The organism is Streptomyces sp. NPDC050509, assembly GCF_044457965.1.
In the GTDB taxonomy this organism is placed as follows: Bacteria; Actinomycetota; Actinomycetes; order Streptomycetales; family Streptomycetaceae; genus Streptomyces.
The window spans coordinates 360,578-379,690 of the sequence record NZ_JBITHL010000009.1; the positions used below are offsets into that span (position 1 = coordinate 360,578).

21 protein-coding genes are annotated in these 19,113 nt (G+C 67.1%); 16 read left to right on the forward strand and 5 right to left on the reverse strand.

Translation table 11 applies throughout. The features are described 5' to 3' along the window. Window positions 1–71 precede the first annotated feature (71 nt). The 9 genes from ACIBJC_RS26630 to ACIBJC_RS26670 all read left to right on the forward strand — a co-directional run bounded on the left by ACIBJC_RS26630 (window position 72) and on the right by ACIBJC_RS26670 (window position 6,793). Window positions 72–599: a Secondary metabolite protein gene (locus ACIBJC_RS26630; RefSeq protein WP_399296569.1), complete on the forward strand. Its 528-nt coding sequence runs from the start codon at window positions 72–74 to the stop codon at window positions 597–599. A 175-nt stretch (window positions 600–774) separates the two neighbouring features. Continuing rightward, window positions 775–1,302: a regulator component gene (locus tag ACIBJC_RS26635; protein WP_399296571.1), complete on the forward strand. Its 528-nt coding sequence runs from the start codon at window positions 775–777 to the stop codon at window positions 1,300–1,302. Beyond that, the gene (locus ACIBJC_RS26640) at window positions 1,299–2,522 is read left to right on the forward strand and encodes an MAB_1171c family putative transporter (protein WP_399296573.1); all 1,224 of its coding nucleotides are present in this window, start codon (window positions 1,299–1,301) and stop codon (window positions 2,520–2,522) included. The genes ACIBJC_RS26635 and ACIBJC_RS26640 overlap by 4 nt, the downstream gene beginning before the upstream one ends. Continuing rightward, window positions 2,519–3,697: a cytochrome P450 gene (locus ACIBJC_RS26645; RefSeq protein ID WP_399296575.1), complete on the forward strand. Its 1,179-nt coding sequence runs from the start codon at window positions 2,519–2,521 to the stop codon at window positions 3,695–3,697. The genes ACIBJC_RS26640 and ACIBJC_RS26645 overlap by 4 nt, the downstream gene beginning before the upstream one ends. Before the next feature lie 333 nt (window positions 3,698–4,030). After that, entirely contained in the window at window positions 4,031–4,546 is a 516-nt protein-coding gene (locus ACIBJC_RS26650) for a nuclear transport factor 2 family protein (protein ID WP_399296577.1), read from the forward strand. Window positions 4,547–4,851: 305 nt separating this feature from the next. Next, entirely contained in the window at window positions 4,852–5,463 is a 612-nt protein-coding gene (locus tag ACIBJC_RS26655; protein WP_399296579.1) for a DUF6232 family protein, read from the forward strand. Next, complete coding sequence (locus ACIBJC_RS26660) at window positions 5,460–5,819, forward strand: hypothetical protein (protein ID WP_399296581.1); 360 nt, start codon at window positions 5,460–5,462, stop codon at window positions 5,817–5,819. The genes ACIBJC_RS26655 and ACIBJC_RS26660 overlap by 4 nt, the downstream gene beginning before the upstream one ends. A 294-nt stretch (window positions 5,820–6,113) precedes the next feature. After that, a complete protein-coding gene (locus ACIBJC_RS26665; RefSeq protein ID WP_399296583.1) occupies window positions 6,114–6,398 on the forward strand; it encodes a hypothetical protein in 285 nt (94 codons plus the stop codon). Continuing rightward, window positions 6,380–6,793: a DNA-binding protein gene (locus ACIBJC_RS26670; protein ID WP_399296585.1), complete on the forward strand. Its 414-nt coding sequence runs from the start codon at window positions 6,380–6,382 to the stop codon at window positions 6,791–6,793. The genes ACIBJC_RS26665 and ACIBJC_RS26670 overlap by 19 nt, the downstream gene beginning before the upstream one ends. 243 nt (window positions 6,794–7,036) lie before the next feature. Here ACIBJC_RS26670 and ACIBJC_RS26675 read toward each other — a convergent pair whose 3' ends face one another. Continuing rightward, window positions 7,037–7,909: a hypothetical protein gene (locus ACIBJC_RS26675; RefSeq protein WP_399296587.1), complete on the reverse strand. Its 873-nt coding sequence runs from the start codon at window positions 7,907–7,909 to the stop codon at window positions 7,037–7,039. 38 nt (window positions 7,910–7,947) lie between these two features. Between ACIBJC_RS26675 and ACIBJC_RS26680 the strand changes: the two genes are divergently transcribed. After that, on the forward strand, window positions 7,948–9,801 hold the full coding sequence (locus tag ACIBJC_RS26680) for a TIR domain-containing protein (protein ID WP_399296589.1): 1,854 nt from the start codon (window positions 7,948–7,950) through the stop codon (window positions 9,799–9,801). Window positions 9,802–10,266: 465 nt separating this feature from the next. Here ACIBJC_RS26680 and ACIBJC_RS26685 read toward each other — a convergent pair whose 3' ends face one another. Further along, complete coding sequence (locus tag ACIBJC_RS26685; protein WP_399296591.1) at window positions 10,267–12,288, reverse strand: N-6 DNA methylase; 2,022 nt, start codon at window positions 12,286–12,288, stop codon at window positions 10,267–10,269. Continuing rightward, window positions 12,285–12,914: a restriction endonuclease subunit S gene (locus tag ACIBJC_RS26690; RefSeq protein WP_399296593.1), complete on the reverse strand. Its 630-nt coding sequence runs from the start codon at window positions 12,912–12,914 to the stop codon at window positions 12,285–12,287. Before ACIBJC_RS26690 ends, ACIBJC_RS26685 begins: the two co-directional genes overlap by 4 nt. Window positions 12,915–14,041: 1,127 nt before the next feature. Between ACIBJC_RS26690 and ACIBJC_RS26695 the strand changes: the two genes are divergently transcribed. After that, window positions 14,042–14,305 (forward strand): hypothetical protein, encoded by a 264-nt coding sequence (locus tag ACIBJC_RS26695; protein WP_250306334.1) that lies wholly within the window; start codon window positions 14,042–14,044, stop codon window positions 14,303–14,305. A gap of 13 nt (window positions 14,306–14,318) precedes the next feature. Continuing rightward, window positions 14,319–14,882, forward strand: a complete 564-nt coding sequence (locus ACIBJC_RS26700; protein WP_398604646.1) for an HD domain-containing protein — start codon at window positions 14,319–14,321, stop codon at window positions 14,880–14,882. Here ACIBJC_RS26700 and ACIBJC_RS26705 read toward each other — a convergent pair. Both ACIBJC_RS26705 and ACIBJC_RS26710 read right to left on the reverse strand, forming a co-directional pair. Further along, the gene (locus tag ACIBJC_RS26705; protein WP_399296596.1) at window positions 14,870–15,337 is read right to left on the reverse strand and encodes an NUDIX hydrolase; all 468 of its coding nucleotides are present in this window, start codon (window positions 15,335–15,337) and stop codon (window positions 14,870–14,872) included. The two genes, ACIBJC_RS26700 and ACIBJC_RS26705, sit on opposite strands and share 13 nt — an antisense overlap. Further along, window positions 15,324–16,097, reverse strand: a complete 774-nt coding sequence (locus ACIBJC_RS26710; RefSeq protein ID WP_399296598.1) for an XRE family transcriptional regulator — start codon at window positions 16,095–16,097, stop codon at window positions 15,324–15,326. The genes ACIBJC_RS26705 and ACIBJC_RS26710 overlap by 14 nt, the downstream gene beginning before the upstream one ends. A 98-nt stretch (window positions 16,098–16,195) precedes the next feature. Between ACIBJC_RS26710 and ACIBJC_RS26715 the strand changes: the two genes are divergently transcribed. From ACIBJC_RS26715 to ACIBJC_RS26730, 4 genes are all read left to right on the forward strand, one after another. After that, window positions 16,196–16,888 (forward strand): HAD family hydrolase, encoded by a 693-nt coding sequence (locus ACIBJC_RS26715; RefSeq protein WP_399296600.1) that lies wholly within the window; start codon window positions 16,196–16,198, stop codon window positions 16,886–16,888. Window positions 16,889–16,995: 107 nt separating this feature from the next. Further along, entirely contained in the window at window positions 16,996–17,898 is a 903-nt protein-coding gene (locus ACIBJC_RS26720) for a radical SAM protein (RefSeq protein ID WP_399296602.1), read from the forward strand. A 61-nt stretch (window positions 17,899–17,959) separates the two neighbouring features. After that, complete coding sequence (locus tag ACIBJC_RS26725; protein WP_399296604.1) at window positions 17,960–18,532, forward strand: hypothetical protein; 573 nt, start codon at window positions 17,960–17,962, stop codon at window positions 18,530–18,532. After that, window positions 18,450–19,103 (forward strand): class I SAM-dependent methyltransferase, encoded by a 654-nt coding sequence (locus ACIBJC_RS26730; protein ID WP_399296606.1) that lies wholly within the window; start codon window positions 18,450–18,452, stop codon window positions 19,101–19,103. The genes ACIBJC_RS26725 and ACIBJC_RS26730 overlap by 83 nt, the downstream gene beginning before the upstream one ends. Window positions 19,104–19,113 lie beyond the last annotated feature (10 nt).

Genomic DNA, 19,113 nt, shown 5'->3' on the forward strand with positions numbered 1-19,113 from the left:
ACTCTGGTGTGAGCCGCTCCTCCATGAACGTACACCCTGGTTGCGGTGGATGGGCAACTACAGTGGGGAAGATGTCAGGGAACTCCCTGCTCTTCACGCACCGGAGTGGACACAGCGATGATCGTGACAAGGACGTACCGGACGTGACAGACGACGAGCCGCGTACCTTCGCACAGCTTCTGGACTACCTGTTCGAGGAGGTCCACCCGGAGAATCGCGGGCCCTACACGTACGCCGAGGTCGCCGCGGGCATCCAGGAGGCGTCGGGGGAGCAGGGCAAGGGGCTGACCGCGAGCGCGATCCAGCAACTGCGCACCGGGGCCAAGAAGAACCCCACCAGGTACACCATCAAGGCTCTCGCCGACTTCTTCGGTGTGCCCGCCGGGTACTTCGTCGACGAGGAGGCCGCCCACCGCACCCGGGCGGAGATCGCCGTCCTGGCCGCCATGCGGGACCGTAACGTCCGTACCGTCGCCCTGCGCGCCAACGGGCTGAGCACGGAGACCCTTCAGATGGTGGCGACGGTGATCGAGCAGGCCCGGATCCTGGAGGGGCTGCCGGGCGAACCCGCCCAGGACAACCTCAACTTGGACGACTGACGGCCGCTTTCGGCATCCGGTCGTCAACTCCCGTCAGGGGAACGGGAATCCCTTGGCCGGGCATGAGTATTCGCTTATGCTTTCGATCGGTTCGGCGCGGGGGCACCCGGATCACTCCCCTCCGTACAGGGGTGTGTTCGCAGGAGGGCAGACCCGGGCGACGTCAGGACCGACCATGGACCTTGAGCGGCTTCGCGAGGCGTGCGAGGAGCGCGTAGCGGCCCTTCGGCTTCCCCACCGCTTCAGCACCCGCGATCTGTGCGACGCCGTGGCGGAGCAGCGCGGCCGTCCGATCGTTCTCAGGCCCCTGAACACGCTCGGCGCGATCGACGCACCGTGTGGCATCCGCCTGGAGACGTCCGACGCCGACCTCCTCTTCTACGAGGAGGGAACGTCCGCCCTGCACCAGAACCACATACTCGCGCACGAGGTCAGTCACATCGTCTGCGACCACCCCGGCAGTCTGGAACTGGACGCCGACACCTTCCGCGCCATCGGCTTCAACCCCACCCTCGTCCAGCGTATGAACGGACGTACGAGCTACTCCACGGACGACGAGCGCGAGGCCGAGATGATGGCCACCGTCATCCGACAGCACATGTACCGCGGACGTGAACTTCCCCCCAGCGAGCCCGCGAAGGGCGCCGAGCGCTGGGAGGCCCTGTTCGCCGAACCCACCAGGAAGGGCCATCGGCACCCATGATCAACCTGTTGTTCTCCGGCGTCGCCCTCGTGCTTCTCCTCGCCGCCGGCTACTGGGTACGCGGGCGAGGCGGCCACAGACCCGCCGGCACCTGGCCCATGGCCGCGCTGCTGGCGTCCTTCGCCCTCGCCTTCGCCTCGTACATACCGTTCGTGGAAAGCGCCGCCGAGAGCATCGTTCCCCACGTCGGCCGTCTGCTCAGCAACTCGTTCACGCTGGCCGCCGCGACCGCCGTCCTCGTGTTCATGCTCCAGCTCAATCTGGAGCCCGAGGAGGCCCGGCGGAGCATCCGTCTCCGTGTGCTGTGCCTCGGGGGCTCCGTCGCCGGCATGACGGTACTGTTCGCCGCCGAGCAGATGAACGACCGGTCGCCCCAGCTCTACGCGCTCTACGTGCTGATCTACATCACCTATCTGGGTGTCACGGCGAAGGACTTCTGCGAGCAGACCTGGAAGCAGTCCCACCGCTCACGGCGCAGGAGCCAGCGCATCGGGCTGCGCGTCACCGCCGCCGGCTGCGTGTTCGCGCTGCTGTACGCCGCGTACAAGGTGGTCGCCCTGGTGTCCATCGGGCTCGGACTGGGCCTCATCCCGGACGGCGCCCGCTGCTCGACGCCCTTCACCCCCGTCCGCTGTGTGTTCAGTGTGACGGCGCCCGCCCTCGCCGTACTCCTCATCGCCCTGGGCCTCACCCTCCCCGCGGTCGTCTGGCCGTTCAGCCAGTTCCTGCGCCGGCGCTGGGAGTCGCGGTCGCACGCCGCGCTCGGCCCCCTGTGGGAGGCCGTCACCGGCGCGGCACCCGAAGTCGTGCTGGCGGCGGCCGAGTTCGGCGAGGAGAAGAAGGCCGACGACTTCGCCTTCTTCCTGCACCGCCGCGTGATCGAGATCAACGACGGCGGCCTCGCCCTCCGGCCCCACCGTTCCCCGCGCGTCCAGGAGCACGCCGAACGGGCCGTCGCCGAACGGGGCATCGCGGGCAGCCCGGAAGGGGACGCGACCGTGGAGGCCGCGGTCCTGCGGGCCGCCGTACACGCCAAGAAGGCCGGGAGCGCGCCGCGGACGGAAGCTGCGGCGCCCGCCCCCGGGGCCGCCGCCCGGGCGGGCAACCTCCGTGCCGAGACCGAGTGGCTGCTCCTGGTCGCGCACGCCTACGCGCGGAGTGAGACCGTACGTACCGTCGCCGAGGAACCGGCGCCCTCAGAAATGGAATCACCGGCGTGACCGACCCGTTGCGGGACCCGCGGTTCTTCGCAGACCCCTACCCGACCTACGCCAAGCTGCGCGGCACGGCCCCCGTACAGAAGGTGCCGACCGGTTCAGGAGGCCACTACAGCTACCTGATCACCGGCTACGCGGAGGCCCGGGAGGCCTTCACCGACCCCCGGCTGTCGAAGAACACCGCACGCTTCTTCGCGGACAAGCCGTCGCGGCGCGAACTCCATCCCGCCGTCTCCCGGAACATGCTGGCCACGGACCCGCCGCAGCACGCCCGGCTACGGACCCTGGTGACGAAGGCGTTCACCACCGGGGCCGTCGCGCGGATGCGCCCGTACATCGCCGGACTGGTCGGCGAACTGCTCGACGCCTGGCCCGACCACGGCCCGGTGGACCTCGTCGCGAGCCTCGCGGTCCCGCTGCCGGTCACCGTCATCTGCGAAATGCTGGGGGTACCCGCATCGGACCGCCCGCTCGTCCGTACGTGGTCGAGCGAGCTGTTCGCCGCCGGTGACCCCCGGCGGATCGACGCCGCCTCCCACGCCGTCGCCGGTTACCTGACCGACCTGGTCGCCGCCAAACGCGGCGCGCCCGGCGAGAGCCTCCTCGACGACCTCATCGCCGTACGCGACGCCCAGGACCGGCTGACCGAGGACGAACTCGTCTCGCTGGGCGTACTCCTGCTGGTGGCCGGCCACGAGACCACCACCAACTTCATCGGCAACGCGGCCCTGGCCCTTCTCCAACACCCGTCGTCCCTCGCCCGATTGAGGTCCGATCCGCGGCTGCTCGGGGACTCCCTGGACGAGCTGCTGCGCTTCGACTCGCCGGTCGGAATCGCCACGTTCCGCTACAGCACCGAAGCGCTCACACTAGGCGGTACGGAGATCCCGGCAGGCGTCCCGGTACTCATCGCCCCCGGCGCCGCCGACCGCGACCCCACCCGATTTCCCGCCCCGGACCAACTCGACCTCGACCGCGACGCCACAGGACACCTCGCCTTCGGCCACGGCATCCACCGATGCGTGGGCGCCCCCCTGGCCCGAGCGGAGGGCGAACTCGCCCTCGGGGCGCTCCTCTCCCGCTTTCCCGACGTGCGACTGGCGGTGCCGGCGGAGGAGTTGGAGTGGCGGCACACCCGACTGATGCGGGGCCTCGTGTCCTTGCCGCTCATGGTGTGAGGGAGCGCCCGTAACCGAGCCCCTTCCGAAGCCGGCGCCGCGTATGCCCGGTGAGGGGCCCTGGCGGTGGCGTGCTGCTTCCAGGCGCGCGGCTTGCTCTGCTCCTGCGTGGGGGCGCGGTACTGCGGTGGCCGCCTCGAATGACGCCGTTCCGTTAGAGGTTATCGCTCATGCACTTGACCCTCGCTCACCTGAGGGTTATAACTTCTAACGAACGCGAACCCTTCTATCGGGTGGGGGTGTCGGAGCCGCAGAACACCCGTCGCCGCCCGAGTCGTCAACCCGCCCCCCGTGCAACATCCCCCGCACCACATCACTCGGAGGACCGTCACCATGAAGCTCCGCCCGCTCCGCCCGCTCCGCGCCATGACCACGCTGATCTGCGTCGCGGTCGCCACCGCCACACTCGGCACCACCGCCGTTGCCGCAGAGCCCGTCCACCGGCACCAGCCGAAAATCGTCACCGACTGGGCCGCCGCCTGGAACGGCACCGACCCCAAGGCGCTCGGCGCCCTGTTCGCCGCGGACGGCACCTACACCGACCAGGCCATCGGTGTCACCCTCCGTGGCCGCGAGGAGATCTCCAGGTGGAAGGTGCGTACCGACAGCATGATCGACAACGCCCACGCCACCGTCCGGGCCGCCCACCGCGACGGCGACCACATCACCATCGAGGCCGTCTACTCCGGGCACATCAAGGGCGCCCCCAAGCCCTTCGCCGTGCCGATGGCCGTCCTTCTCGACCTCGACAGTCCGCGCCGTATCGCCTCCGACCAGGACTACTACAGCCTCAACGCCGTACTCGCCCAGTCCGGCCTGCCCGCCGACTGGACCCCGCCCACCTCCTGATCCGCCCCGCTCCGGGGCTGGATCAAGGCGCCCACTCCCGACGCCGCTGTCGCAGGTCTCGCCCTGCCGACGCGAACGTCGCGCTCACCGCGTACGTCAAGGGCTCGGCGAAGGCGGCGGGATCATCGGGCGTGCGCGTCGAGGCGACGTAACCCACGCACGTTCCGATGACACGAACTCCATCCCGACACGGCCCACTTGACCGCGTCCGCAGGCTTGCTACGAACACCCACCGCGTGGGTACATGGTGTTTCTCAACTATGCGTGGTTACGGGGCCATTGCCTCGACCTCGGGGGGAAACAGGATGGAATCAACAGGTCCGGCGCAGCGCCCGTGGAACACCCCGCCCCTGCCCCTGGAGCCACCGCCCTTACGTAGCGTTCCCGTCGAACTACGGGTCAGCAAGCGGCTGTTGTGGGTGGGCGGCGCCGCCTATCCGCTGCAGAACGTCGCGCGGGTGTACACGCTCACCATCCGTCCCAGACGCAAGGAAGCCGTCGCCACCTTCTGCAAGAGCGTCCTGATCACGCTGGCGGTCGCGTTCGCCCTCACGATCCTCGGCGTCGCGTCCGCCCTCCGGGACGAGGAACTGGCCGGCAACTTGCTGAACGTCGTCTGGATCGTCAGCGTGGGCGCGCTGATCTACTTCTTCGTGGAACTGATGTCCGTACTGACGGCGCAGTCCCACTACGTACTGGCCGTCGAGACGTCCGGCCCGTCCACCGCCGTGGTGACCAGCGCCAACCGGCAACACCTGGACCAGCTCGCAGGCTACATCGCCCACGCGATCGAGAATCCGGAAACCGAGTTCCAGGTGAAGGTGGAGAGCATCTCGATCAGCCCCAACAACTACTACTTCGGCGACAACGTCAACATGTACGGCGGGAACGGCAACGTGGGGATGGCCGGCGCATGAGCGGTGACAGCTACTACTTCGGCGACAACGTGAACATGCACGGCGGGCAGGACAACACCGGCATCGTCAAGAACCAGGTGGCGGCGACCGACCCCACGGCGGTGTCTCCCGCTCTGCGGTCGGCCGTGGAGGAACTGCTCCAGTTGGTCGGGGAACTCCGGGACCGGGTTCCGCCCGCGAGCGCCCAGTCCATCGACGACTCACTGCCGGACATCAGCACCGCCGCCGACGCGCCACCGCAGGACAGGCACCGCGCCCTGATGGCCGTCGCCGGCATCGCCGCGACGGTCGGCGTCGTCGGCCAGCCGGTCCTCGACGCGGTCAACAAGATCCTTGAGCTGCTGGGCGCGCGGTAGGACGGCATCCGCTGCCGGCTCCGGCCGACCGGCGGCCCACGAGAGGCGACTGAGAGGCGACGGCGACCGACAGCGTCGAAGGGCCCCACCGTGACCGGTGGGGCCCTTCGACGTATTGGCGGTCGTGGGCATTCTGAGCAGCGGCGGAGTGGTCTGTTCAGTGGCGTTCGGACGCCACTGAACGTAGGTCAACGAGACCAGAACTGAGATCACTGGGCGGCGGGTCTGTAGCTCGCGTCATTCGGTGGGCGCTGCCGCTGACCAGGATTCCTACTTATTTGATAATCTCGACCCATGAGTGAGATCCCGTACAGCGTCGGCGAAGGGCCGGCGACCAGGGTCAGCCTCTCCCTCCCGGAGGGGACGGCCGAGGCGATTCGTCGGAGGGTCGGCAGGCGCGAGTTCTCTGCGTTCATCACGGCCGCGGTGGAGCGCGAGCTGCGTGGCCAGATCTTGGACGAGTACCTGGCCGACTACGAACGCCGTAACGGGCCGGTTTCCGGGCGCGAGCAGGAGCGGGCCCGCCAGGTCTTCGACGAGGTGTTCGCCGAGGAGGGGCAGTGGCCCGCCGCAAGCTGAGCCACGAAGGAACCCTTGTTCTCGACTGCGAGGGCCTGTCGAAATTCGTCAGTGATCACGAGCCTGTCGTCGCCCTCATCGCTGAAGCCCGCAGTCGAGGCATGGAGGTGGTTATCAGTGCCCTCACCATCATCGAAGCGGTGCATCGTCGGACTGAGAAGGCGCGGCTCGCCTGGGTCCTTTCCGGCATGCGGATCGTGCACCTCGGCGATGAGGAGGCCAGAGCCGCCTCGACCATGTTGATCAACAGCGGATTGCATGGTCACAAATACGCCATCGACGCAGCCGTGGCCGAGATGGCGCTGCGGCAGCACCGCCCGGTGGTCATGCTCACCTCGGACATCGATGACATGACGAAGCTTTGTGGCGACAAGGTACGCCTCGTCGCCGTGTAGTCGACGCCCAGGACCCGAACACCCTGGGAACGTGAGCCGGCCTGTCCGTACTCGCCCGAGCGCCGAGCGCCGCCCTTGCACCGGGCCGCGCCCTCAGGTGCCGTCGTCGGTCGGTTCGCGGCATGTTTCCCACTGTTCGTCCGGGGGCCGGAACGGTCGGAATAGTTCTGACCGGGGGCGGCCAGGTGATGCGCCACTACGGACGCCGCGCGACCACGTACTGGGCAGTGTGCCGTGCCGAACTCAACGGCCGATGGCTGAGAAGCCTTCGGCTGAGAGGGACTCGATCGTGGGTCCGGCCCCAGGCCGATCAGTCCCGAGTGAAGATCGTCGAGTTGGAGACGTTCTCATAGCCGCTGCCGGGCGAACTGCAACACCGCTCATGTGGCTGCCGCGCGCCCGCCCCGACAGAGAAGGGTACGAACCGCGTGGAACCCCGCAAAATGCAGTACTACCCCTGGTCATCGGGGGGGGGGTGCCCCCAGTGGGCCCATCGCCATGACGTGGGCCCGGGTGGTCGGGCGGCTGCGGTGCACGAGCCGGTGGTGGCAGCGGCGGCCTGGGAACCGGCAGATCGATCAGGTCACCCACCTCCGCCACCTGCTGCAGCGTCCGTGCCAGTGAACGCAGTGCCTGACGGGTGGCGTCCAGCTGGCTCCGCAGCTCGTCGGCCTCGGGCCAGGCCCGCTCGTAACTCACTGGATCCGTGCCTTCAGGCCGTAGCGCCTCGTACGCCGAAAGCCGTGGATGCCACACCGTCAGCAGAGGCCGCAGCACGCGGTTGAGCGTCACCATCGCCAGTACCCCGAAGGTGAGCCGGCCCGGCGGCACCGGTGGTGCGACGGCCGGGCCGTGTTCGTGCAGGATGCCGCGGGTGACGTCATAGAGGGAGTACAGCGAGGTAAGCGCTTCGCGCAGCACACCCTCGTCTCGTTCCAATGGAACCACCGCGACCCGGCTGGCCAGCTGGAAGTACAGCTCCCAGGCGGCCGTGCGCTCGGCGTCCGCCGGCTCCCACAGACCCGCCACCTCGCCGACGAACGGGATCGTCAGTTTCGCCGTGACCTGTGAAGGTCTCGTACGCCCCCGCCGCGGCGTCTCGCCGGACTGCGTCATGATCGCCTCCCCGGTTCCCCACAGTAGGGTATGACACTGTGTGGGACGTCTTCCTCAGCTACAGCCGCAAAGACGCCAGGCACGTCCGCCGGCTCCACGAGGAGCTCATCGCGGCCGGGCTGAAGGTGTTCACGGACGAGTCCGCGGTCGCCGGGTTCGCCGGTATCAGTGACACCATCCGCCGAGCGCTCGCCGGTTCCCGTGTCCTGCTGGCGTACTACTCCACCGGCTACCCCGAGCGCCCGGCCTGCCAATGGGAGCTGACCGCCGCATTCCTCGCGGGGCTCGGCGAAGGCGATCCGCGCCGCCGAGTCCTGGTGATCAACCCCGAGCCGGACACCGCGCACATCCACCCTGTGGAGCTGCGCGACACCCGGCACGGCGAACCGGAGACCCTCGTCCCGGACATCCTCGCCCACCTCCGGCAGGTGCCCGGCCCCATGCGGCTGGGCGTCGAGCCCCCGCGTATGCACGGCGAACTGCCAGCCGCCGTAGGGGAGTTCACCGGCAGGCTGCCCGAACTGTGGCGCCTGCACAGCGCCCTGCACGTCCAGGAGGCACCCCTCGTCACGGGCCGCACCTCGGCCCGACCTGTGCAGCTGCGTGGCATGCCGGGTATTGGCAAAACCCGGCTCGCACGGGAGTACGCGCTGCGGTTCGGCGCCGCGTTCCCCGGCGGTGTGCACTGGGCACGCGCCGATGCGCCGCAGCCGCCGCAGACACCCGACGGCCCCTGTCTGTACGTCGTGGACGATGTGCCCCACGGTTTGCCACCCCGCGCCGTCACGGCGCTCACCGCCCCCCACCCCCTGGTCCGCACCCTGCTGATCACCCGCAGTCGCGCCTACGGGGGATACGGCGAACACCTCGACCTGGAACCGCTCTCCGAATTGGCCGCCGCCGTCCTCGCGGGCGCCCCCGAGGTCGCCGATGCCGCCTGCGGGCACCCTGGGGCACTCGGACTGCTCGGCCGTGCGGTGGGCGCCGGCCAGGACCCCGCGGCCCTGGCCAGTCGGCTGTACGAACCGGGCCGTTCCCTGCTCGACGTCCTCGCCGGCGAGGAGATCACGGTGGACCACGTGCGCGACGCCCTGACCGCACCCGCCGAGGCACAGGACGTGCTGCGCTGTGCACTGGCCCTGTCCCCCCTGCCGGTCACTGGCGAGACCGCGGCCACCGTCCTCGCCGTGACCGATCGGCTGCCGCGTGCCGTAGCCTTGCGCCGCGCGAGTGCCGGTCTGGCCGAGCTGACCGCCCGCGGACTCCTCACCCCCGTCCCGCACCGCCTGCACCCGGTCACGGCCCATTCCTGGCTCCACCACGAAGACGACTCGGCCCGCGCTGAGAAACTGCGCCGTGCGGTTCTCTCCAGCCTCGGAGCCACGGCCGCTACGCTGGATGGTCCCGGACTCCCGGTTCCCGGCGTACGGAAGGAGAGCATGCCGATGACGGTCAGCGAGGCCGAGCGGATGGCCGCCTTCGACCTACAGGTCGAGCTGGTGAGCCGCATCGGCGTACAGCAGCTCCCGGACGGCAGCGGCAGCCTGCGTGAGGCGCTCACCTCCCTGAACAGCCTGTTCCCGTTCACCCGCGACACGCTGCACCGCTACAGCATCGGCCTGGAACCGAGCACGGCCCCCTCCGTCCAGTCGGTGGCGGACCATCTCCTGAACGAGGTCCTCCGCCCCTTCATGACCCGCTGGCACCCCCTCCTCAAGGCTTGGGAGGCGCATCGTCCGCCCCACACCAGCCCGCTGGACCACGAGGGCGCCTGGGATCACGTTGACACGTTCCGCATGGACCTGAACGCCCTGCAGGAGCCGCTCCGGGTGGCGACGGCTTCGCTGGCGGGGATCTCAGGGGCGGAGTTCGGGATCTCGGCCGAGGTCTGAGCGGTCCCCAGGGCCAGTTGTGCAACGACGCCCCGAATCCGCACCTGGGCGATTGCTTCCGCGTCCGCGCGTCAGGAAGGCGAGGGCGCCGCTGCACCCGCTCCACTGTTCTCGGCCGCTCCGAGCGAGCGGCTCGACGAGGGTGACTTGGGCGAGGGCTCCACCCGTAAACCGGAGCAGCCGGAGCGGTGCGACGGAGACCACCAACGTCGAAGGGCCCCACCGTGACCGGTGGGGCCCTTCGACGTATTGCCCGGTGAGAGCAATGGCGGAGGATACGAGATTCGAACTCGTGAGGGGTTGCCCCCAACACGCTTTCCAAATGTTCGTCTGGGGGTTCGGCAGCACCCGGGGGTGTTCTGGCCTGCGGCGGAGTCGGACATTGGGCTGGTGGTGGACAGTGCTGGACGGTGACGAATGAGACCAGAACTGAGACCAAGGCGGGGCGATGACCTCCCTGTGCGCTCACATATGGCCGAGGGCTGCCATGCGAGCTTTGAGTCGAGCTGCTGCAGTTTCGTAGCGTCGCTCAAGGTCGGCCAATGAGGTCGCATATCGGTCGCCCCATGAGAGGTACTTCTCGACCAGACTCTGCCGTTCCATGACGACGAGCTGCCTGATGCGTGAGCAGAGGTCATCCCCAAGGGCATCGAGTACGCAAGCGTTCCCGGACTCGAAGGTGACGTGAGAGGTCCCCAACCAGCTCGGGCGGGTAGTTTCCCATCGGTCGATTACACCCGCAAAGCCGCGCTGGTTGAGGCTTCTGAGGTCGTCCTCATGGTCCGACCACCACGACGCGAGGACACCGGTCAATTGATGCTCGTCCAAGATTCCCATTGGCATCAGGTCCGCACAGAATGATGAGCGAAGTTGAGATCGCAGAGCGGAGGTGAACAGCCGATTTGTGCCGGCCACCTCGGCGAATAGGTGCTCCTGCTGTCGCCACCAGTTTCTGGAGCAGAAGATGAAATTGTGTTCCAGATCAGCAGCCAATTCCGGGATGCGGGCCGCGGTTGCCTCGTAGCCCTCCTCGAGGAAGTCCGCATAGTGGGACCCGTTAGGTTGGAACAGGTCGTCGAGATCGATCCCGAAGGCGCCGAACTTATCTCCTGCCGGGACGATTTCTTCCTTCGGGACGCCGCCTGTCAGCGCAGCACGGACATCGAGTAGGGGTTCCTCAGATAGGTCGGTGTCGACGTAACGACGGATGTTGAGGTTGAAGTCATGGGTCGAGATGTCGTCCACTGAAACGACCCTCGCGAAGCCAGGGATGTCTTCCCAACCTTGGAACGACTCGACGATTCTCTCTACGTGCTGTGGCTCCAGCCGGTTCTTTGCGCGGCCTGAGGTTACTTCGTGCTCGGCGTTGATGAAGAGAGCGCTGCCTCGCCGGTTCCCGGGTAGACCCTGGGCCCCCCTCAACACCAGGATGCAGGCAGGAATGCCTGTGTTGTGGAAGACGTTTGGCCCGATTCCGATGACTGCTTCGAGGCGACCGTCCTCGATGATCCCTCGGCGGATCTCGGCCTCCGCGCCGCCCCGGAAGAGCACTCCGTGCGGAACGACCACAGCTCCGACGCCATCGGGACGGAGAGCGGCGAGTACGTGCTGGACAAACATCAGGTCGGCATTCGCGCTTGGTGTCCAGCCATACTTCATTCGCTCTGGGGAACCGACCTCTTGCCGGACGTACTTCATCGAGAACGGTGGCGCCGCTAGTGCGCGGTCGAATTGTCTAACATTTCCATTTTCGAGGAGAGGGTCGACCAGGCAGTCACCGACGGATACGGACGTGTCTTTGATTCCGTGCAGGAATAGGTTCAGTGTGCCGTTGAACCATGCTGCGTTGTTCTTTTCCTGTCCGTACAGGGCGAGATCCGCTTCGCTCCCGTCATGCTGTTCCACGTAGTGCGCCGCTTGGAGGAGCATGCCGCCCGAGCCCGCACACGGATCGTAGACAGACTGCCCCGCCTGTGGTTGCACAAGTTCCGCAAGAAGGCTGCATACGGCACGTGGGGTGTAGAACTCGCTGCTTCGTCTGTCGGACAAGGATACGGAGCTGAGAAAGCCGTCGTAGGCACGGCCGAGTACATCAGCGAACTCGAGGTGGTCGTCACTGAGTCGCAGCGGATCGAAGTGGGAGATCAACCGTTGGAGCGTGGATGGACTGGGGATCCGCCTGTTGAAGTCGACGCGGTCGAAGAGCCCCTTCAGCTGTCCGGGATTGCTCTCCTCCAGTGCCCATAGTGCTCTGTTAAGTACCTCTCCCAGTTCACGGGGGTGGTGTGCAACGACGTGGGGCCAACGGGCGAGATCTGGAACTGATAGCAGTCCGGGCTGGTCTGACGCTCTCTTGAGAACGAGTAGCGGCGCGATGACCTCGTCGTAATCCGGGGCTCGCAGATCACCACGCAACATTTCGGCGGCCTGTGTAAGGAGCCTCTCAAGCGCCTCGGTAGTCAGTGGCCCGACACGGGTCTCGTTCACTGGTGAGACCGCCTGTTCGTCATCTCATCGAAGACAGAAGGGCGAAGTGCCTCCAGACGTGCTGCCATCTCCCGCTGAATCCTGACCTGCTCATCGATGTCGGCGAGAGCTTCGACGACAGCTTGCTGGCGCTCCAGGGGGACCACGGCGACTGGGAGCTGTTTCAGCATCGTCGAATTGAGAGAGGGAACGGTGCCGGGAAGCGCCTGACTCAACAGGTCTCGACGCACAGGAGGGTGTGTCAGGTACGCGGCCAGATACGCAGGCAGCACCACATCATGATGTGGCCGTACGCGTAGGCAGGAAGAGCTGTAGAACCAGCCAGTGTGTTCGGACCTGATCAGGGCCAGCCGACCGAGTGTTCCCTGCCGCACGACGACAAGGTCGCCCGCGCGCAGTGTGAATCGGGCAAGTCGTTCAGCCTGGCTTGAGGGCACCCGGCGAACCCGCCGGGCGTCCACGGTGAAGTGTTCTGTGATATCCGGCGGCGCGATGACCGGTACTCCGTCCGGACCCTCGTGTAGGTGTTCCAACAGAGACCCGGACGGGCCGGCTGTCACGCTGCTCAGGTGCCCCAAAGGAATCCGCTCGTCTTGGGCGTCGCCCCAAGCGTTTTGCGGAGTCATGGATCTACGGCTTCTGTGCACAGCTCGACCCGTCCTTCGTATGTCGTCGTGGATCAAACGGCGCGCAGCCAGTACCGCAGAGCCGCGCGCAGAAGTTCCTCCGCAGCAACGGCGAGCATGGCCAGGGTGACAGCGGCCAGGGCGGCCGGTCCGTGTCCTGTCATGGCAGCCGCGGCCGAGCCTACGACAATGATCACGACAAGCGTCACCATTGTCTTCCTGGCTTGCGGAGGCCAGGTCCAGGCATGATGGACGTTGGCAGTTCTCATAAGGGATTGCCCTTCTGTCCCTGTGAAGGGACGGTTGGGCCGCACCGCCTTGCTTGGTTGGCGCCCGGTTGGGCGGTGCGGCTGTGCATGGGTCTCACACCTGCTGTGCACGATGCCGCACGGGGCATGCCCGTTCACCCGGCACCACACGCGAAACCCGGATCTCCGGGCCTCGATGGCTCCAACTCTACACGCGCGAGCCTGCGAAGGGCGCTTCGCAGGAGCTCAACTCTCCGTCATACGACGGGAATTATGTGAATCACATTTCGTGGCGGGACTTTTCTCCAACTTTTTGTACCGCCCGCCGCCTGGCTGTCGGCGACCGCTGGTACCGCTCGCTCCTGTGCCGCCCCCCGCAACGGACTGCTCGACAAACGCCCCCGTCTGACGCGGGTCCCGCGAAAGAGGGAGCGCCGGGGCCTGCCCACCAAGAACGCAATCCCGAACATGCGACCGGTTTACCCCCGTCCCTGGGAAGGCGGAGGACCGCGGGCTGGTCGGGTACTGGGAAGGTGATCCTCTTGTCGGTAAGAGGCAGGGATCCGCGATCGGGACGCCGGTCGACCGGGCCACCCGCTACACCCGGCTCATCCACCTGATCGGCGCCTCGCAGGTCCGCGACACCCTCGTCACCCACACTGCCGGCTGGCCCGTCTCCCTGCGGCGTAGGTTCATCTGGGAGCAGGGCCGCGAGCTCTATCACCAGGAGGAAATAGAAGAGCTGACCTACCTCAGGCCGACATGACGTTCAAGAGGCCATCTTGTGACAAGTAGCTGCGCGGCCGTGCTCGTGTTGCCATGGTGGGACTTGTGTCTCGTCGAAATGCAGCCCAAGACCACGCAGTCATCACCAACGCCATGACACTTGAGTTTGGCCATCAGTTGGCGGCCACCTGGTTGGAGATCCACCCCGGGGCGAGTGCTTCCCAGGTGGTGGCGTTTCTGGAGGAGCAATCGCTCAGGGCTCGGGTGGCTGCTGTCGAGGTGTACGTGGCGACGGGGAAGACGAGCGAGGAGGAGGCGTTGGCCCTCCTTGAGTATGAGAGCCGGAGCTACCGGGACCTGATGCGCAAGGAGCTGTCCACCGGTGGGCTCAACCTGCCTCCCTCCGGCGCACGATGAACGGCGGCGGAGCATGAACAGATCGATGGCGAAGTGGGCATGCTCGGTGGCCGAAGTGGAGCTACGTGAATCGCTTCCTCGTCGATGGGCGCACTCGCAAGGGGTCGGACGGCGCGCGGGCGAACTGGCGGAGGTCGTCGGAGATGAGGCGGACCTGTTGATCGCTGCTGCGGTGCTGCACGACGTGGGTTACGCGCCACGCTTGGCCATCACTGGATTTCATCCGCTGGATGGCGCCCGCTTCCTTCGCGGCATCCATGCTGCGGACGAACAGCTGGTTCGTCTCGTGGCCAACCACTCGTGTGCCTTGCTGGAAGCAGAAGAACGGGGATTGCGGGAGGTGCTGGAAGAGGAGTTTCCACTCGTCGACGACCAGCGCCTTGTGGATGCAGTCGTGTACTGCGACATGACGACCACGCCCGATGGCAAGGTCACCACGGTCGATGCTCGGTTGGCCGAAATTACCGGCCGGTACGGGTCCGACAGCCTGGTGGGACGGTTCATCCGTCGAGCGTCGCCGGACATCCTTGCGGCCGTGGGACGGGTAGAAGCAGCGCTGGCGGCTCAGCCCAGATAGGGGTACGTGCCTGCGAGAAAGTCGCCGATCTGTTGGCGCATGCTGGGGTGGATGTCGTACTGGTCCAGGTCGCTCGGCTGGACGTAGCGGACACCGTCGGCCTCGTCGTTGATTGTGGGCTCGCCGCCTACGGGGCGGCCGATGTAGGTGTTCTCGTACTGCTGGCGGATCTCGCCGTCGGTGTAGGCCACGATGTGGTTCGGGTTCGTGTAGACCCCCAAGAACCCCGTGACCTCGGCGATGATCCCGGTCTCTTCCATGCATTCCCGCACGGCGCACTGGGCCGCCGTCTCGCCGATGTCCTGGGCTCCTCCGGGCAGGGCCCACTGGCCGGTGTCCCGGCGGCGTTGGAGCAGTATGGCGCCGTCGTCGTCGACGACGAGCAGGTTATTGGCGGGGATGAGCGTGTTCGCCTTGGGGGCCTTGGGGTCGTTGTAGTACTCAGTCCTGCCCATGTGGCGAGGGCTCCTCCTGGTCTGGTGTCCAGGGCCGTGCGGTGGCCCAGACAGCTTCGAAACTCTGAGCGTAGTTGTCGAACCAGCCCGCCGTGTCTGCTCTGCGGAGATGGAGGAGGGGGTTGGCGCTGGCCGGCTGGCCCCAGACGTGCGGGTTGATCAGAAGGTCATCGTCGTACCGGAACATGGAGGTGTACAGCGTGGTGTCGTGCAGCCTCACCTCGCAGCCGGCCTCGGACAACAGGGGCCGGTAGTAGGTGAGGGAGGCGCGGATTTTGGCGGCGAGTGTGTCGCCGATTCCTTCTTCGTGGCCGCGGATTGCTGCGGCCTGGCCCTTCGAGTCGCCGAAGCAGAGCCGAACTCGCACTCCGGTTGATGCGCGTTCGGCGAGCATCTTGGCGACGTGAGGGTTGGACTGGGCGAAGAAGGTGCCGGAGAAGACGAGGACGCTGATCTGCTCCTGGGCGCCATTGAGTAGCGACAGCCACGTGTCTCGCGGGACGCTCGCCCGATTCTGGTAGGTCCCGACCAGCTCCTGCCCTGGCCCTGCCAGCTGCTGCTGAGTGCTCGGCACCGGTGCGGGCCAGAGGAACAATTCCTCGACCCGTAAGTGCCTGGCGACGCGGAAGCGGTGGCGAGGATGGGGAACGCGCCCGCCGAGCCACCGGCCAACGGTCTTGGGGTCCACCCCGCAGACTTCGGCGAGTGATTCGGGCGGGATGCCGCGCTGGGCGAGCACGGAGTGCAATCGCTCGTTCACAGGCGCCATCCAAGCCGAGACTGGTCAGGAGCGGCAAGGACGTTTCGGGACGTTCCACGGAAGGAGGGGGTCATGGCTGCTGTATTTACGCTGGATGCATGGAGCTCATCGTCCTGTGGGACATCGACCACACCCTCATCGAGAACGCCGGGGTCAGCAAGGAGATCTACGCCGCCGCCTTCACGGCCCTGGCAGGAGCGGAGCCCGCGGGGCCGGCGCGGACGGAAGGGCGTACGGACCGGCTGATCATGCGCGACATGTTCCAGCGGAACGGCCTGGCCGAGCCGGACTGGACAGCGGTCGAGAAGGCGCTTGCCGACGCAGGGGAGGCGCGTCTCCACGCCCTCAGCCAGCGGGGGACAGCCCTGCCCGGCGTGCGGGAAGTCCTGAAGGAGGTCTCCGTGCGCAGCAGTTGGGTGTCATCGGTGCTCACCGGCAATATCGCGGCCAACGCCCGCGTGAAGGTCGCGGCCTTCGGCCTTGATCCCCTCCTCGACCTGCCAGTTGGCGCCTACGGGGCCGATGCCCTTCAGCGCCCCGACCTGGTCGCTGTCGCCCGGGAGCGTGCCAGGCGGCTGCGGGGTGCCCCGGATGGCGTGCCCGTCGTACTGGTCGGAGACACCCCGAGGGACGTGGAGGCCGCACTCTCCACGGGCTCCGAGATCATCGCGGTCGCCTCCGGCGTCCACAGCGCCGAGGAGCTGGCAGACGCCGGTGCCCGTACGGTCCTGCCCGATCTGACGGACACCGGCCGTGTGCTCGGGATTCTGGACGCGCTCTCCGCACCCTGAAAACGTCCCAGGACGTCCTCGGAGCGTCCCGATACGCGGTGACGAGGTCCGTATCCACCCCGCCAATATCAGGTCTCCCACCAGGCAAGCGCCCGAAGGAGGCCCTCGTGATCAGCGAAGTCACCGGGATCCGCAGGATCCGGATGCTGTACCTGCAGCTGCTCTACCGCTGCAACTTCGAATGCCTGCACTGCTTCCACGGCCAACGGCTCCAGCACGCCGACGCCTTCACCACGGACGAGGCGGTCAACCTCCTGACGCTGATGCGCGACGAGTACGGCACCGAGGCCGTCACCCTGCTAGGCGGCGAGCCGTTCGTCTACCGGGACCTCGCCCAGGTCGTCCGGTACGCCAAGCGGGACCTGGGCATGCAGGTAGAGATCTGCACCAACGGCTACCGGATCGAGCGCCGGCTGACCGAGATCGCCCCCGACCTGGACCTGCTCCGGGTATCGCTGGAGGGCATCGGCACGACCAACGACACGATCCGCAAGTTCGGAAGCTACCGGAGCGCCCTGAGCGCCCTCGAAATCGCTCAGCAGCTCGGCGTCCGCGCCGGCGCGACCATGACGGTCACCTCGCGCAACATCGACGAGGTCCTGCCGCTCGCCCGCACACTGCAGCACTACGGGGTGGAGCAGCTGAAACTCCACTGCCTCCGGCCGGTCGGCAACGCAGCGGATCACCCCGAGCTCCTCGTCAACGACGCCACGGCCTACACCCGTCTGCGGGAGGGCCTGGCCTCGGCCGAGCTGGACATCGAGGTGATCCTCGACGAGGACCTGTCCGAGCTCGGTGCGTCGGACGCCTGCCTCCCGGCCGGAGGCCCTGTGGAGATCGAGCGGATCGAGGCCGACCCGCGCGGCGCGCTCACCATGTCCTGCAAGGCTGTCGGCAAGGACTCGCACGCCTTCTGGTACGACAAGCTCGCCGGCCACATCGACCACCGGCCGTCCGCCACCGACGAACTCACTCTCGCGGTGCCGGACGTGGTGTACGGACGTGTCTGACCCGGCGTCATTCGAGAGCGTCGAAGGACTCCGCGGCACCGGCAAATCCACCCTCGCCCCCATGCTCGCAGCCGCCCATGGCGCGGTACTGGTCCCGACCGTGCCGCCCGCCTACCAGGCACTGCGCCAGGAGATCGACCGGCTGGGAAACGCAGAGTCACGCATGTGCTTCTACCTCTCGGCCCTGTTCACCGCCACCGATCAGATCCAGCGGTACCTGTCCGCCGGCATCCCGGTCGTCGTCGAAAGCTACTTCGCGCGGTGCCTGGCCAACCACCGCGCTTTCGGAGCCAACCTCTCCGTGTCCCTGCCGCCGGGCCTCCCTCGTCCCATCACCTATCACCTCGTCTGCGCGGAGGACGAGCGTCAGCGCCGACTCGCCAGGCGCGACAAGCCTGTCTCGCGGTGGGACGCCCTCGCCGAGATCACCGCAGACAAGATCACCGACGCCTATGCCTCGTTCCCGATGCACCGCGTGAACACCACCGGTCTCACCCCTGACGAGGTACTCCGAGCCGTCTTGAGCACCGACCCGCAAGGAGAGCAAGCCAGTGCAGACACCCAGCATGTGGCGGCACACCCTCACCTTCTTCCCTCAGTTCCTCGCCGCGCTGAAGGAGCGTACGGAGCCTGACTCCACCGTGACGGTCATCGGGGCGAGCGACGGCAGACTCGTCGTGCCACTGGCCGCGGCCGGCTACCGCGTCATCGCCATCGAGCGCGACCCGCTCGCCCTCCACGGTGGCGAGGTCCAACTTCCGGGTGGCAGAACCGGTCACGCGATGGGCATGATCGAGCGGCTGAAGCAGGAAGGGCTTCACGACCGTGTCCGAGTCGTGGAGGAGGACTTCCTCGCCTCCGAGCCCGATGCTGCCCCCTGTGACGCTGTCTGGACGAGCTGCTCGTGGCATTACAGTGCCAACCACCACCGGCCGTTGGGTGAGTTCGTCGACCGCATGCAGCGCCTGGTCCGACCCGGCGGTCTGTTCGGCGCGGAGTTCATGATGCCCCTCACGCAACGCCACCACGTGCTGGAGCACTACACATCCCCCGAGAAGCTCCGGCGTTACTTCATCGGGGACTGGAACGTACTGCTCACCCTGCGGACAAACGAGTTCACCGAGCAGGCGCACGTCGGACAACTGCAGGATCACAACCACCGCATGGGCCTTCTCCTCGCCGCCCGTGCGGCCACCCCCTCCTAGAGCTACGGGA